The 14,678-nt window shown below is 38.3% G+C and carries 15 protein-coding genes; 3 read left to right on the top strand and 12 right to left on the bottom strand.

What is annotated here, in order from left to right:
- Nucleotides 1–5: 5 nt before the first annotated feature.
- The 4 genes from ABS766_RS11115 to recR all read right to left on the bottom strand — a co-directional run bounded on the left by ABS766_RS11115 (nucleotide 6) and on the right by recR (nucleotide 4,517).
- Nucleotides 6–1,400, bottom strand: coding sequence for a UDP-glucose 6-dehydrogenase (locus ABS766_RS11115; protein WP_408085229.1), 1,395 nt, complete (start codon nucleotides 1,398–1,400; stop codon nucleotides 6–8).
- 45 nt (nucleotides 1,401–1,445) lie between these two features.
- Nucleotides 1,446–2,714, bottom strand: a complete 1,269-nt coding sequence (locus ABS766_RS11120) for a nucleotide sugar dehydrogenase (RefSeq protein ID WP_408085230.1) — start codon at nucleotides 2,712–2,714, stop codon at nucleotides 1,446–1,448.
- Nucleotides 2,715–3,713, bottom strand: a complete 999-nt coding sequence (locus ABS766_RS11125) for an SDR family oxidoreductase (protein WP_408085231.1) — start codon at nucleotides 3,711–3,713, stop codon at nucleotides 2,715–2,717.
- Between the two features lie 183 nt (nucleotides 3,714–3,896).
- Complete coding sequence (gene recR, locus ABS766_RS11130; RefSeq protein WP_408085232.1) at nucleotides 3,897–4,517, bottom strand: recombination mediator RecR; 621 nt, start codon at nucleotides 4,515–4,517, stop codon at nucleotides 3,897–3,899.
- A gap of 110 nt (nucleotides 4,518–4,627) precedes the next feature.
- Between recR and ABS766_RS11135 the strand changes: the two genes are divergently transcribed.
- A complete protein-coding gene (locus tag ABS766_RS11135; protein ID WP_408085233.1) occupies nucleotides 4,628–6,130 on the top strand; it encodes a sodium:solute symporter in 1,503 nt (500 codons plus the stop codon).
- Here the strand turns inward: ABS766_RS11135 and ABS766_RS11140 are convergent.
- The 3 genes from ABS766_RS11140 to ABS766_RS11150 all read right to left on the bottom strand — a co-directional run bounded on the left by ABS766_RS11140 (nucleotide 6,127) and on the right by ABS766_RS11150 (nucleotide 8,173).
- Entirely contained in the window at nucleotides 6,127–6,492 is a 366-nt protein-coding gene (locus tag ABS766_RS11140) for a CoA-binding protein (protein WP_408085234.1), read from the bottom strand. The genes ABS766_RS11135 and ABS766_RS11140 overlap by 4 nt on opposite strands.
- Before the next feature lie 74 nt (nucleotides 6,493–6,566).
- The gene (locus ABS766_RS11145; RefSeq protein WP_408085235.1) at nucleotides 6,567–7,667 is read right to left on the bottom strand and encodes a carboxypeptidase-like regulatory domain-containing protein; all 1,101 of its coding nucleotides are present in this window, start codon (nucleotides 7,665–7,667) and stop codon (nucleotides 6,567–6,569) included.
- A gap of 32 nt (nucleotides 7,668–7,699) precedes the next feature.
- On the bottom strand, nucleotides 7,700–8,173 hold the full coding sequence (locus tag ABS766_RS11150; RefSeq protein ID WP_408085236.1) for a gliding motility lipoprotein GldH family protein: 474 nt from the start codon (nucleotides 8,171–8,173) through the stop codon (nucleotides 7,700–7,702).
- A gap of 123 nt (nucleotides 8,174–8,296) precedes the next feature.
- Here ABS766_RS11150 and ABS766_RS11155 point away from each other — a divergent pair, with 123 nt between their 5' ends.
- Complete coding sequence (locus ABS766_RS11155; protein WP_408085237.1) at nucleotides 8,297–9,055, top strand: phosphatase PAP2 family protein; 759 nt, start codon at nucleotides 8,297–8,299, stop codon at nucleotides 9,053–9,055.
- A 94-nt stretch (nucleotides 9,056–9,149) separates the two neighbouring features.
- Nucleotides 9,150–9,791, top strand: a complete 642-nt coding sequence (locus ABS766_RS11160) for a MarC family NAAT transporter (protein ID WP_408085238.1) — start codon at nucleotides 9,150–9,152, stop codon at nucleotides 9,789–9,791.
- A 73-nt stretch (nucleotides 9,792–9,864) separates the two neighbouring features.
- On the opposite strand, the gene ABS766_RS11165 is transcribed toward ABS766_RS11160, so the two are convergent.
- The 5 genes from ABS766_RS11165 to ABS766_RS11185 form a co-directional block, all read right to left on the bottom strand.
- Nucleotides 9,865–10,581 (bottom strand): phosphoadenylyl-sulfate reductase, encoded by a 717-nt coding sequence (locus ABS766_RS11165; protein WP_408085239.1) that lies wholly within the window; start codon nucleotides 10,579–10,581, stop codon nucleotides 9,865–9,867.
- A gap of 159 nt (nucleotides 10,582–10,740) precedes the next feature.
- The gene (locus ABS766_RS11170; RefSeq protein ID WP_408085240.1) at nucleotides 10,741–11,154 is read right to left on the bottom strand and encodes an RrF2 family transcriptional regulator; all 414 of its coding nucleotides are present in this window, start codon (nucleotides 11,152–11,154) and stop codon (nucleotides 10,741–10,743) included.
- A gap of 2 nt (nucleotides 11,155–11,156) precedes the next feature.
- Nucleotides 11,157–12,095 (bottom strand): citrulline utilization hydrolase CtlX, encoded by a 939-nt coding sequence (gene ctlX, locus ABS766_RS11175; protein ID WP_408085241.1) that lies wholly within the window; start codon nucleotides 12,093–12,095, stop codon nucleotides 11,157–11,159.
- A 12-nt stretch (nucleotides 12,096–12,107) separates the two neighbouring features.
- On the bottom strand, nucleotides 12,108–13,022 hold the full coding sequence (locus ABS766_RS11180) for a dimethylarginine dimethylaminohydrolase family protein (RefSeq protein ID WP_408085242.1): 915 nt from the start codon (nucleotides 13,020–13,022) through the stop codon (nucleotides 12,108–12,110).
- Nucleotides 13,023–13,125: 103 nt separating this feature from the next.
- Nucleotides 13,126–14,409 carry a citrate synthase gene (locus ABS766_RS11185; RefSeq protein WP_408085243.1) on the bottom strand — a complete coding sequence of 428 codons (1,284 nt, stop codon included), beginning with the start codon at nucleotides 14,407–14,409 and terminating at the stop codon, nucleotides 13,126–13,128.
- Nucleotides 14,410–14,678: the final 269 nt, after the last annotated feature.

The following is a 14,678-nucleotide window of genomic DNA, read 5'->3' on the forward strand; positions in this document are numbered from 1 at the left end:
TAAATTTATCTTCCTATTGCCTGGAAAACAAAACCTATAGATGTTAGTTTTTCTCCATCAAGAAGGTTTCTTCCGTCAAATACAAAAGCAGGTTTTTTCATATTGTCATAAATACGCTGCCAGTCATACTCTTTAAATTCATCCCACTCCGTAAGTATTGCAATCGCGTGGGCATCTTTACAGGCTTCATAAGGATCAGCAAATACTGTAATGCCTTTTTTATTTTCTTCTTTATCCCTTGTGTTAAGATAATTTACATCATAATGCATCTGTTTTTCTTCCACTTTAGGATCAAAAACAGCTATATTGGCCTGCTCAAACAATAAATCATCAGCTACATAAATAGCGGCAGACTCCCTTGTATCATTTGTATCTTTTTTAAATGCCCAGCCAAGGAATGCAATTTTTTTGCCAGAAACGGTATTATAAAGCGTTTTTATAATATTACTTGCAAAGCGTCTTTTTTGATGGTCATTCATTATAATTACCTGTTCCCAATAATCTGCAACTTCATTAAGCCCATAGGTTTTTGCAATATATACGAGGTTAAGGATATCTTTCTGGAAGCATGAACCTCCAAATCCTACCGATGCTTTAAGGAATTTAGAACCGATACGGCTATCCATACCAATAGCACGGGCAACCTCACTAACATTAGCTTCAGTTTTTTCGCAAAGTTCAGATATAGCATTGATAGACGATACCCTTTGTGCAAGAAATGCATTGGCTGTTAGTTTAGAAAGTTCTGATGACCACACGTTGGTAGTAAGTATCCTCTCACGCGGAATCCAGTTAGCATATACCTCAACCAGCGCTTCCATAGCTTCTTTACCACCTTCTTTAGTTTCACCTCCTATAAGTACCCTATCCGGTGCAAGAAGGTCTTCTATAGCGGTACCTTCTGCAAGGAATTCGGGGTTAGAAAGTATTTGGTAGTTAACACCATTACCGGTATTATCAAGAATATCGCGTATTGCTTCGGCAGTCCTTACCGGAAGTGTAGATTTTTCAACAACAATTTTATCAGTTTTAGATACGGCGGCAATTTGCCTTGCACAAAGTTCAATAAACTTTAAGTCTGCCGCTTTGCCTTTACCTAAACCGTAGGTTTTTGTAGGTGTATTAACCGATATAAATATCATTTCGGCTTCATCTATGGCTTTATCAACCTCTGTGCTGAAGAAAAGGTTACGCCCCCTTGCTTCTGCTACAATTTTATCCAACCCTGGTTCATAAACCGGAAGGTTTTCAAGGTTTTCATCGTTCCAGGCTGCAATACGCGCTGCATTTAAGTCAACAATAGTTACTTTAATATCAGGACACTTAGCTGCTATAACAGCCATGGTGGGGCCACCTACATAACCTGCTCCTATACAACAGATATTTTTAATTTTACCCATAGTTTAAATGTTTGTTATCGAAAGTTATTTTATGCTACTAAATTATTAAAGCCTTTTTTCTGCCTTTTCTCCTAAAATACCCTTAACATCGTACACTATACAGTGCTCATTTTTCAAAACTTCAAGATCAGTCTGGGCAAATTGCCAATGCGCTACTCCAAAAACAAGCGCATCATACTTTTTATCCGGTTGCGAATTTAACACTTTAAGTCCATATTCTTTCATTACCTCGCTGCTATCTGCCCACGGATCATAAATTTCTACCGAAATACCATAATCTTTAAGGGCATCTATTACATCAACAATTTTAGTATTGCGCACATCCGGACAATTTTCTTTAAAGGTAATACCCATCATAAGCAAATTGGCACCGTTTACCACAATATCTCTTTTAATCATGAGCTTAACCACCTGAGAAGCCACATAATACCCCATGCTATCGTTAAGCCTGCGGCCTGCCAGTATTATTTCGGGGTGGTAGCCTACCTGCTGTGCTTTTTGGGCCAGGTAATAGGGGTCAACCCCTATACAGTGTCCACCAACAAGCCCAGGCCTGAACGGTAAAAAATTCCATTTTGTACCTGCAGCTTCCAATACTGCATTGGTATCTATATCCAGCAGGTTAAATATTTTAGCCAGCTCGTTAACAAAGGCTATATTAATATCGCGCTGTGAATTCTCTATTACTTTAGCCGCCTCAGCAACCTTTATTGAAGGTGCCAGGTGTGTACCGGCTTCTATAACCGACTTGTAAAGGTCATTAACCTTTTGAGCTGCCTGCGGGGTTGACCCTGAGGTAACTTTTACAATTTTTTCAACAGTATGCTCTTTATCACCAGGGTTAATACGTTCCGGGGAGTAGCCTGCAAAAAAATCTTCATTAAATTTTAAGCCGCTTACACGTTCCAGAACAGGCACACATTCTTCCTCAGTAGCTCCGGGAAAAACGGTAGATTCATATATTACAATATCGCCTTTTTTAAGTACACTGCCCACTACTTTGCTTGCACTGTATAGTGCACCCAGATCTGGCCGGTTATTTTTATCTACCGGGGTAGGTACTGTAACTATATAATAGGTACATTCTTTAAGGTTTTCTACTTTATCAGTACACAACAGACCGTTACCTGCACTACCTGTTTTTATGGCTTCATTAAGTTTTTCTTCTGAAACTTCAAGTGTAGTATCAATGCCATTATTTAGCTGTTGTACACGTTCTTCTTTTATATCAAAACCAATAACCTTATACTTTTTTGACATGAGAACTGCCAAAGGCAGCCCTACATAACCTAAACCTATTATCCCTATCTCCATTTACATTATTGCAGATTTAAGGGTTTTATAATACCAGGCTACCGCCTCTTTAAGCCCTTGCTGTAAAGAGTAAGCCGGTTTATATCCCAATAATTTTTTTGCTTTATCTATATTAGCCAGTGAATGCGGAATATCCCCTGTTCTACCAGGCCCATACATTATTTCTACATCAGCTACTGCGGGGTCATAGGCCGAAAGGTATTCTTTTAAACAGCCTACCATTTCATTTAATGTAGTACGGTCTCCAAAAGCCGCATTGTACACGGTATTGAGTGCTTCTTTACTTTCCGCTTTTACAGCACATTCATTTATATGTATTATATTGTCTATATAAGTAAAATCACGGCTGTAATTGCCATCGCCATTAATAACCGGACTTTCATGCCTTAGCAACTGTGAAACAAATTTTGGTATTACCGCCGCATACGCCCCATCAGGGTCCTGTCGTCTGCCAAACACATTAAAATAGCGCAGGCCAATAGTTTCTATACCATAGGTTTTGCTAAACACATCGGCATAAAGTTCATTTACATATTTAGTTACAGCATAGGGCGAAAGTGGCTTACCTATAATATTTTCTACTTTTGGCAAGTTTTCTGAATCGCCATAGGTTGAAGAGCTTGCCGCATATATAAACCGTTTAATCCCTGCATCCCGCGCTGCGGTTAGCATGTTTAAAAAACCGTTTACATTTACATCATTACTGGTAATGGGATCGTTTACAGAGCGTGGCACTGAACCCAAAGCTGCCTGGTGCAACACATAACTAGCTCCTTTGGCAACGTTTTTACAGTGTTCTATATTGCGTATATCTCCTTCAAAAAGAGTAAAGGAAGGATGCCCGATAAGGTGTTGTATATTGTGTTTATGCCCGGTAGAAAAATTATCAAGGCAGGTTACCTTATACCCTCTTGAAATAAAATGATCACATAAGTTGGAGCCGATAAATCCGGCGCCACCGGTTATAAGGATTTTTATTTCACTATTTAGCAGATGCATTCAAAAACGTACTTGATATTGTTTTTATTTTTTTGCGGGCTGATGCAAATATATATACTAATTTTTTAACAAAGTGTTATTTATATCTTTAGTTAATCTTTTTTTCAGAATCAAAACCAGTATATTAAAAATTAAATATTTAATAATTTCAGGCAATATTTAAAGGCAGTATTTTAGTTTTCTTTATATATCGCGCAATGAAGTTTCAAAAGGCACCCTGTGCATAATGCTGCGCCCTAAAGTAACCTCATCGGCAAATTCCAGTTCATCCCCCACTCCTATACCGCGGGCAATTGCAGAGGTAACAATATTGTAATCTTTAATTTGCTTATAAATATAAAAATTTGTGGTATCACCCTCCATTGTAGAGCTTAAGGCAAAAATAAGTTCTTTTACATTACCCTGTTTTACCCGTTCTACCAAGGGTACAATAGTAAGCTGGCTGGGTCCAACACCGTCAATAGGCGAAATTTTACCCCCCAATACATGGTACAACCCTTTAAATAAGCCTGTGTTTTCGATAGCCATAACATCTCGCACATCTTCTACCACGCAAATTACCGAAGCATCGCGAAGAGCATTGCTGCATATTTCGCAAACTTCTGTATCTGATATATTATGGCATATAGTGCAAAAACGTATATCCTCCCTAAGGCGTAACAGGGCATTAGATAAATGCTGGGTTTGCTCTAACGGCTGTTTTAAAAGATGCAACGCTAACCGCAAGGCCGTACGCTTGCCTATACCGGGCAACAGGGATATTTCGGCTACGGCTTTTTCAAGTAATTTAGACGACATTTCCATAGTGTGCAAAGGTAACCAACACAGTATAATTTAGCTGTTAAAGTATAAATTTATTGCCATGCTGCCGCTTTACAATATTTTTTTAGTTGTTTTGTATAAAAACTACACGCATGGGCCCGTTTACTATACTCTCAATTATAATAATTTATTTTGGCTTGCTCATACTTATTTCCAGGGTTATAAGTAAAAAAGACAGCAGTAATGATAGTTTTTTTAAGGCCAATAAAAATGCAAGCTGGTACCTTGTGGCTTTCGGCATGATAGGTACGGCGCTATCCGGGGTAACTTTTATTTCTGTACCGGGAGAGGTAGGATCACCAAATGGCGAACAGTTTAAATATTTTCAGTTTATACTGGGCAATGCCCTTGGCTTTATTGTTATTGCCAAAGTGCTGCTGCCACTGTATTACCGGCTTAACCTTACTTCTATATACAGTTATATTGAAGGCAGGCTGGGGTTATACAGTTATAAAACTTCGGCCATGATATTTCTCATCAGTCGTACTATAGGCTCTGCCTTCCGGCTTTATCTTGTAGTAATTGTGCTGCAACGCTATGTTTTTGATGCGTTTTCTATACCCTTTTGGTTAACCGTACTGTTGGCTTTGGCATTTATTTTTGCCTATACGTATAAAAGCGGGCTAAAAACTATTATTGTAACCGATACGCTGCAAACTTTTTTTTTAGTTTCATCAGTATTTTTTACCATTTACTTTATTTGCAGCAGCCTTAATTTAAATATATCCGAAGCATTTGAAACCGTAAAGCAAAGCAACTATTCCAAAATATTTTTCTTTGAAGATTTTGTAAGCAGCCGTTACCATTTTGTAAAACAGGTTATAGGTGGTTTTTTTGTAACCATAGCCATGGTGGGGCTTGACCAGGACCTGATGCAGAAAAACCTGAGCTGTAAAAACATTGGTGAAGCCCAAAAGAACATGTTTACCTTTACCGGTATTTTTGTGGTAATAAACCTGTTTTTTTTAGGCGTTGGGGCATTATTATATATTTATGCTAACAGCCACAACATTGGCATACCTACAGAAAACGGGGTACCCCGTACCGACCTGCTTTTTCCCGAAATTGCTTTTCACCACTTTTCACTGGTGCCTGCTGTAATATTTTTGTTGGGATTAACTGCCGCCACCTTTGCCACAACCGATTCAGCACTTACTGCACTGACGACTTCTTTTTGTATTGATTTTCTGGACATGGATAAAGCCGAAAACCTTAGCAAAGCCAATAATGTACACACCCGGTATGCGGTACATTTATCCTTTTCTATACTAATGTTTTTGGTTATAATAGTTTTTAATGCTATTAATGATGCCTCGGTAGTAAGCATGATATTTCGCATAGCCTCTTATACCTATGGGCCTTTACTGGGGCTTTATGCTTTTGGCCTGCTTTTAAAAAATCTTACGGTACACGACAAGTTAGTTCCATTTGTATGTATAACCTCGCCCTTTATCACTCTTCTTTTAAGTATAAACTCAAAAGCTTTATTTGGCGATTATGTTTTTGACAACGAGTTAATACTGTTAAACGGGCTTATAACTTTTATACTACTACTGTTAATCAGCAAAAAAGCCCCGGCTACAGTAACCGGTTAATATTGACCTATAGAAAGCATTACTAAAGTACAGCCTACTTCTTTTTCAATATTATTCTGCTCAAGCCTGTCATAAAACTCCGGATTTTCGGTACCCGGGTTAAAAATAACACGCTTTGGATTTAACCCTATAATATAGTCATAATACTGTGCCTGGTTCATTGGGTTAAGATATAATGTTACTGTATCTATACCATCAAAAGGAACTTTGCCTTTTTCTATTGTAACTCCGTCCAGATTACCTTCTTTTTTACCAACGGCAACTACAGGGTGGCCTGCACGCTCCAGCATTTTTATTGCTTTATAAGAGTAACGTGTTGGCTCTGTAGAGGCTCCCATAACTAATGTTTTCTTCGTCTCCATAATTAAATATTCAATTTGAATATAAATTTACAAAAACATATATAAGCATTATTACATTTAGCATTATTATAATATTAATCCTTATAAATATAATCTATGGGCAGCAAATCACCTGCTTTAAGCTTAGCCATGTAGCCTCCAAAGCTTATACCGGTTATAGGGAAGAATAATCCGTTTTTATCAATGTAAAGCCCTTCCGATTCAAAAACTATGTTGGACTGCTCCTTACCGTTATATAATATATCAAAAGCCTTTTGAGGCTGCCTGGATTCCATCTTTTTAGTAATATTGCCATCAATACCCGGCGGACCTCCTGCAATAATTATTTTTCCCGGTTGTTTAGGGGCAGGCAGGTTAACTACCTCCACCTTAACAAGGTCCAGCGTATCTTTTAGTTTGAGGTATTGTTGCGGGTTGGCGGGGAAGCTTTTATAAAACAGCCCGAATTTTTGTGCAGCCCAGGTATTAGATGCCATTGTTTTCATTAAGTGAGCCACAGAACCCAGATAATTTTCTTTTCTTTTATCATCTGCCGAACCGTTTTTTGAAACATCGGTAAAAAAAGTAGTGCCTGCATAAAAACTTTTTATAACATCAGCATCTTCAAGGCTTTGCCTTTGGTAATCTACATTAAAATATGCCAGATTGAAGTTAATGTCATATTGCAGCCTTTTGTTGGTTATATGCAGGGGCTCAGTTGCTTTGGCGAGAAGGGTATTTGTTTTACTATCATAACGGAGTAGTATAACCTCTTCATTTTCAATTTTACAGGAATTCCCATTGCGCGACGTTCCCAAAAACTGCCGCCTGAAGGCTTTTAGCATTTGCTTACGCGTAAAGGGAGGATTTTTATCTATAACCACTTCGTTAAGGGTAACTGTGCTTTCGCGCAATAACACTTTAACCCCCTTCTCATATTGTGAGGGATCATCTAACGTAATACTTTCAAACCCTATGTAGCTTATTATTACGGGCGATCTGTAACCCTGAGGTATGTTTATTTTAAAAAATCCCTTTTCGTTTGTTGAAGTATTTATAGTGGTACCGTCTATATATACATTTGCTCCCTGGAGCGGCAGGTTTTCGGCCTCGTCATATACATAACCAAAAAGAGCCTGGCCCCGGGCAAAAAAGCCGGTAAACAAAATCAACAGCAGCCATAGTCTTATAATCATGGTGTATATTTGATAATATTCACGTTAAGATTTTACTCTTTACCCAACATATGCTCGAGTTTTATACCCACTGACAGCACATTAGGCAGGTAACTTGCCTTGGTGAAATTATTGATAACTTTAAATGTATAGTCTCCTTTTTGAAGTTTGAGGCCTTTTTTAGCCAATACCGCTAAATCACAAACATCTCCCGCACAGTCACCAAGGCTTTTGCCCGCTTCATCTGTCAGTTTTAATTCCGACGTTAATAAAGTAATACTTCCGTCAGGCGCAGTTATTTCCAGCTTTACAGGCACATCGGTAAACTGTGTGCCGTATTTATATCCAAACAAAATATATACATCGGCTTCCTGATCTTTATCAATTGAAAATTCCAACTCTTTCGCTTCTCCTGTATTCCAGCGGTTATCGGGGAAATCTTCAGTAGTAACACTGTATTTTGTGCTCCCCTTACATGAAACCAGTAATAAAACGGCTATAAAAATAAATGCTGTGATTTTTTTCATCTCGTAAATAATTATAATAATTGCTAAAATACTAAAAATCCCAGTACGCTTAAGATTCCCTTAAAACCTTTATTGGCTGTCAATTTCTTTGCAAGAAATTACGTTTAAAACAAAAAACAGACAATGATCCGTACAGTATTTATAACTCTATTTATTATTACTACAGCTTCTGCACAGTATGTACCTGTTGTAGAAGATTCATTATATCGTGCTGATGCGTCCAGCCATCAATTTAGCTACAGGCAGCTTATAATTCCCGGCGCATTGGTGGGATTTGGGGTATTGGGTATTAAATCAGACCAGCTTATTGATTATAACCTTGGAATCCGTGAAGAAGTACAGGAACATATTGATGACCGTTTTACTATAGATGATTTTAGCCAATATACCCCCATGCTTTCTGTATATGCGCTAAATGCTGCGGGTATTAGGGGTAAACACAACCTGGGAGACCGCACAATAATTATGGCTACCTCGTATATTTTTGTAGCTTCTACCGTTACAGGGTTAAAACATATAATACATGAAGAACGTCCCGATGGCAGTTCGTTCAACTCCTTTCCTTCCGGGCATACGGCTACCGCCTTTAGCGGTGCAGAATTTTTATTTCAGGAATATAAAGATAAAAACATCTGGTATGGCATCAGCGGATTTGTTGTGGCCACCGGCACCGGCATGTTCCGTATGTATAATAACCGGCACTGGCTTACTGATGTGGTTGCCGGGGCGGGTATTGGTATACTAAGTACCAAAGCGGCTTACTGGCTTTTTCCGTATGAGAAAAAATATATTTTTGGCGGTAGTGAAAAGAAAACTTCAGGGTTGGTTTTGCCTTATTATAACGGCAATCAAGTAGGTATATCGGCGTCCTTTATTTTTTAGCTGAAAGTAAATTTGGGAGCTATTTCATTTTATTGCTTAATTATAAAAACTGCGAAGCTAAAAACCGCTAACTTTGCGCCATAATTTTGCAGGTATGGAATTATTCATTTACATTTTTGCTGCTTTGTTCTCTGTTATTAACCCGCTGGGGGCTATACCGGTTTTTGTTGGGTTAACTCAGGATGACAGTGCAAAAGAGCGGCAACGTATTTCTTTCTGGACGGCTATTAATGTTTTTATTATACTTATTGTATCTTTTTTTATAGGGCAATATGTACTTAATTTTTTCGGCATTAGTATAGATGCCTTAAGGATAGCAGGTGGTTTTATAATTGTAAACAGTGGTTTTTCATTGCTTAACCGCAAACCCGGCGGACGTACAAGGGGTGTAAATAAAGAAGTACAAAATGACGCGCAAAAGCGTAACGATATTGCGCTCACACCACTGGCCATACCCATGCTGGCAGGCCCCGGCAGCATATCATTATTAATAGCCATGTACCAGGATTACCAAAAATTTTCTGAACAGATAATTGCTGTTATGGCTATGGCTTTAGTTGCATTAGTTATTTTTCTGGTAATGCGCAGTGCCCATTACCTTTCACGCATACTGGGTGCATCGGGTATTGTAGCTATTTCAAGAATTATAGGTTTTATAATTATAGCTATAGGGGTGCAGTATATTATAAGTTCTATTGCCAATATAATAGAGTCGCTACCCGTATTTTTAAAATAATGCACTTACTATATAGTAAAAATCAAGAGGCTGCCTGAAAATTCAGGCAGCCTCTTGGTCTATAATATAAAGCTTAATAGTTTTTATCAGAATGGATGTGCAGCCCACATTCTTTTTTACCATTTTCCCACCACCAACGTCCGGCCCTGAAAGATTCGCCTTTGGAGATGGCACGGGTACACGGCGCACAGCCTATGCTTAAATAACCTTGCTTGTATAAACTGTTAATTGGTATATTAAAGGCTTCAACAACTGCCTCTGTTTCTTTTAGAGTATAGTTAAGCAGCGGGTTAAATTTTACCAGCCCGTTAGCTTCATCCCACTCTAAAAATTGCATATCGCTGCGGTTATCACTTTGCTCTGCACGTAGCCCGGTAATCCATAATGAGGCGCCTTTTATAGCTTTTTGCAATGGTACTACTTTACGGATGCGGCAACACTCCTTACGGTTCTCTATGCTGTTATAAAAACCGTTTACGCCCGCGTTGGACACATATTTTTTAATATCCTCGGGATCCGGGAAAAAAGTTTCAATATTTAATTGCGGGTATTTTGTTTGCGTGCGCTGAAACACCTCATACGTTTCAGGAAACTGACGTCCTGTATCTAAAGTAAAGGCCGATATAAATTGGGCATATTCTGCTAAATAATGGGTTAGCACCTGATCTTCTATTCCAAAAGAAGTTGAAAAAACTTTTTTGCCGCCGAAGTTTTTCAGCACAAACGGAATAGATTCTGCTAATGACATCCCTTTTAGCTCTGCATTAAGGTATGATAGTTTCTCCTTCATTTTCTGTAACGCTAATAAGTAATAATTACAAATATACTATTAGTCTATGGATATTGTAGACTAATTTAATATTTTTTTAAAGCGTTACAAAAAATAACCTTATAAAAAACTAAAAATCACAACAATAAACAAAAGTAAGAGTACAAAGCAATGAGAGATTTAAACAGCTATAAGATCATATAGCGTTTTATCCTGAAGCAGTTGTAAAGTATTATCGCGAACCTGTATCATAAAATGGTTTAATGAACAGGTATCTTCATCGGGGCAATCGTCACAACGCTCATAAAAATTAAGGCTTACACAGGGTAGCATGGCAATTGGTCCGTCTAAAACGCGTATCAGTGTAGCTGCAGAAACTGTTTTAGGGTCTTTAAGCAGGTAGTACCCTCCGCCTTTGCCTTTTTTCGACCCCAGTATGCCAAATTTTTTAAGGTCAAGTAAAATGGCCTCCAAAAATTTCTTAGGAATTTGTTCTTTCTCCGAAATATCAGAAATAAGCACCGGCACAGAGGGATCCTGCCTTGCAATATAAATAAGTGCTTTTAATCCGTATTTCGTTTTTTTAGAAAGCATGGTTACTGTTTTTTCAATAAAAATATTTCAGCCATCATACAACGGGCACTACCGCCACCACAAGCCTCTATAGTATCAAGGTTTACTGAAAGTATTTCAGTGTGTTTCTCTATCCTGGCTACCTGATCTTTGGTTAGTAAGCTATGTGCAGATTCACTCATTACAAGGTAATTTTTCTGTTTTCCCTGTACCTGCAGCATATTTCCGGCAAAATTACCCAATTGTTTTTCTGTTAGCAGTATAAGTTCTTTCCCATCTTCGCGCAGGCTGTTTAATACGCTCTTACGTTCTTTTTTATCATCTATACAATCAGCACAAATAATTGCAAAAGTAGTGCCAATGCTCATCATAACATTAGTATGATAAATCGGCTTGCGCTCCCCCCCTGCAACGGTTTGAAAAGCCTCAAATATAATAGGCGAAAGTTCAAAATCTTCACAATACTCTATCATCAGTTCTTCATCCGCACGGGGCGAAAGTGCGCAATATGCTTTATGGTTTTCACGGTCTAAAACCAGGCTTCCGGTACCTTCAAGAAAAACGCCCTCTTCTTCGGCGCTGGTATAATCTATAATATTCTCGATAACAAAGCCATGATCTTCCAGCATTTCAAACACATCTTCACGGCGTTCGCCACGGCGGTTTTCTGCAAACATAGGGTATATTGCTACATCGCCATTTTCATGAAACGACACCCAGTTATTAGGAAAAACTGAATCAGGAGTATCCGGTGTGGCTGTATCATCCACCATAATTACATCTACCCCAATGCCCCGTAACTTTTGCACAAAGGCATCAAACTCCTGTTGTGCTTTTGCGTTTACGGTTTCGGGCAGCAGGTTATCTACCACTTTTTGGTAATAATTATTAACGGCCGTTTGCTCATTCATACGGAATGCCACGGGCCTAATCATTAGTATTGTATCGGTTATCTGCTTCATTTTATGGTAAATTTAGTCGCGTATCAGCGGCAGGGTGCTACACCTTAGCAGGCCCTCCTGCTTGGCAATTTCGGCATAGGGTACTTCTTCTACCGTAAAGCCGTTTTTGAGCAACCATTTTTTTAAACGTATAAAATTCTTTTCAATAACTACAACATTAGTATCTATAGAAAAAAAGTTAGACGTCATGTGATACATTTCTTCCCTTTCTATATGAAAAAGGTTCTCGCTACCAAACAGGTTTACAAGGTACATATAATCTGCCTCTTCGCGAAACCCGCTTTTATAAATAACACCTTTATCCTTACCTACCGGCTGAAAGCAGCAATCCAGGTGCAGGGCATTATCGCGGGGTTCTATACGCGATTTCATCAGGTCAAACTCTTTTACTGTTTTGTGTGGAAAAAGCTTTTTAATAAAGTCAACCCCCTGGGTATTGGTACGCGCAGTTATATAATCTTTATAATCGCTCCCTTTATAAGTACCTACAAAAATATGATCATCCCAAAGTATAACATCCCCCCCTTCAATATGCGCTTCTTCAGGCGGTGTAATCACTTTTGCCGGATCAATACGATTAATAATATATTGTATGGCATCCTGCTCACGGGCACGTTCAGGCAGTATATTGGCTTTAATAAAAAGGTCGTCTATCACAAAACCAATATCCCTGCTAAAAATCTGGTTATAATTTTCTATAAGCTCCGGGCGGAATACCTCAACATTATATTTTTTAAATACTGTATTCAGGGCTTCCATCTCCACTATCATATCTTCTTCAGACGGATACGTGCCTGCTTTTATATGTTCCAGTGATTTAGGGTCATACGCTTCGTGCTCAGCCGGAACCGGCCCGTTACTTTTAGCGGTTCCCAGTATAACTGCTTTTAATTTTGATGTTTCGTTCTTTACATGTAATTGAAGCATGGCGTGTATTTTGGGCAAATATAAAAAATTAAGATGGCCTGTTGCTCAAAAAATAAAAAAGCCACCCTTAAATAAGAATGGCTTTTTGTATAAGTGCTTAAAACTACCTTTTATCTACCGGTACAAAATCCCTTAACGGGCTACCTGTATATATTTGGCGCGGACGGCCTATTGGTTCTTTATTAAGACGCATTTCTTTCCATTGGGCTATCCAGCCCGGAAGGCGGCCAATAGCAAACAATACTGTAAACATTTCTGTTGGTATACCCATAGCCCTGTAAATAATACCACTATAAAAATCAACATTTGGGTATAGATTCCTGGATTTAAAATATTCATCCTTCAGGGCAGCTTCTTCCAGTTTTTTTGCAATATTAAGTATTGGGTCATTTACACCAAGTGCTTCTAATACATCGTCTGCCGCTTTCTTAATAATTTTAGCGCGTGGGTCAAAGTTTTTATATACCCTGTGGCCAAAGCCCATAAGGCGGAACGGATCTTCTTTATCTTTTGCTTTTGCAAGATATTTATCAGCATCGCCACCGTTAGCCTGAATTTCTTCAAGCATTTCCAGTACGGCCTGGTTAGCACCGCCATGTAGTGGACCCCAAAGCGCTGATACCCCTGCAGATATAGAGGCAAACAAACCGGCATGTGAGGAACCAACAATGCGTACTGTAGAAGCCGAACAGTTTTGCTCATGATCGGCATGCAGTATAAATAACTTATCTAAAGCATTTACAATTACCGGATCTATTTTGTAAGGCCCGGTAGGTAACTCAAACATCAGCCTTAAAAAGTTTTCTACATGGCCTTTAGTATTATCATAATAATTTAATGGATAGCCCATCTTTTTCCTGTAAGTCCAGGTAGCTATAACCAAAAATTTGGCCATAGTTTTACAAACGGTATCATACAGTTCTTCTTCATCATTTACATCTACCGGCTGCGGATTAAATGCAGTTAAGGCACTAGTAAGCGATGCGAGTACTCCCATTGGATGGGCCGTTTTAGGGAAACCGTCAATTATATTTTTCATTTCCTCATTTACGAGGGTGTATTTTTTTATATCATTTTCAAATTTTTCTAACACAGCCGCAGCAGGAAGTTCTCCAAAAATCAACAGGTAAGAAACCTCTAAAAAACTTGATTTTTCTGCAAGATCTTCTATTGTATAGCCCCTGTAGCGCAAAATTCCTTTTTCACCGTCCAAAAAAGTAATTTCACTTTTACAGGCCCCTGTATTTTTAAAGCCCGGATCTAAAGTTACAGCGCCTGTTGCACCGCGTAATTTATCTATCTCAATGGCTGTTTCATTTTCGGTACCCACAATAAGCGGAAACTCGTATTTTTTGCCATCAATTTCTATTGTAGCTGTGTTTGACATGATTTTTTATGTAAAGTATTATGAATTGAAATATATAACCCTGCGAATTTAATAAATTACAAATTATTTATGAAGGAAATTATGTACTATAATGGTTTACTTTATGAAAATACTGCATATTTAATATCTGTTTAACTCCATATCACAAATTGAAGATAGTGGTAGTTTTTCACTTTTATTTACAATGCATAATAAAAAGGGGCTGTCTCAAAAGTGAGTCAGCCCTATTTTTTTTAAACAAATAAGGGAGCCCGCGGGTTCCCTTTATT

The organism is Flavobacterium rhizosphaerae, from assembly GCF_046000445.1.
In the GTDB taxonomy this organism is placed as follows: Bacteria; Bacteroidota; Bacteroidia; order Flavobacteriales; family Flavobacteriaceae; genus Flavobacterium; species Flavobacterium rhizosphaerae.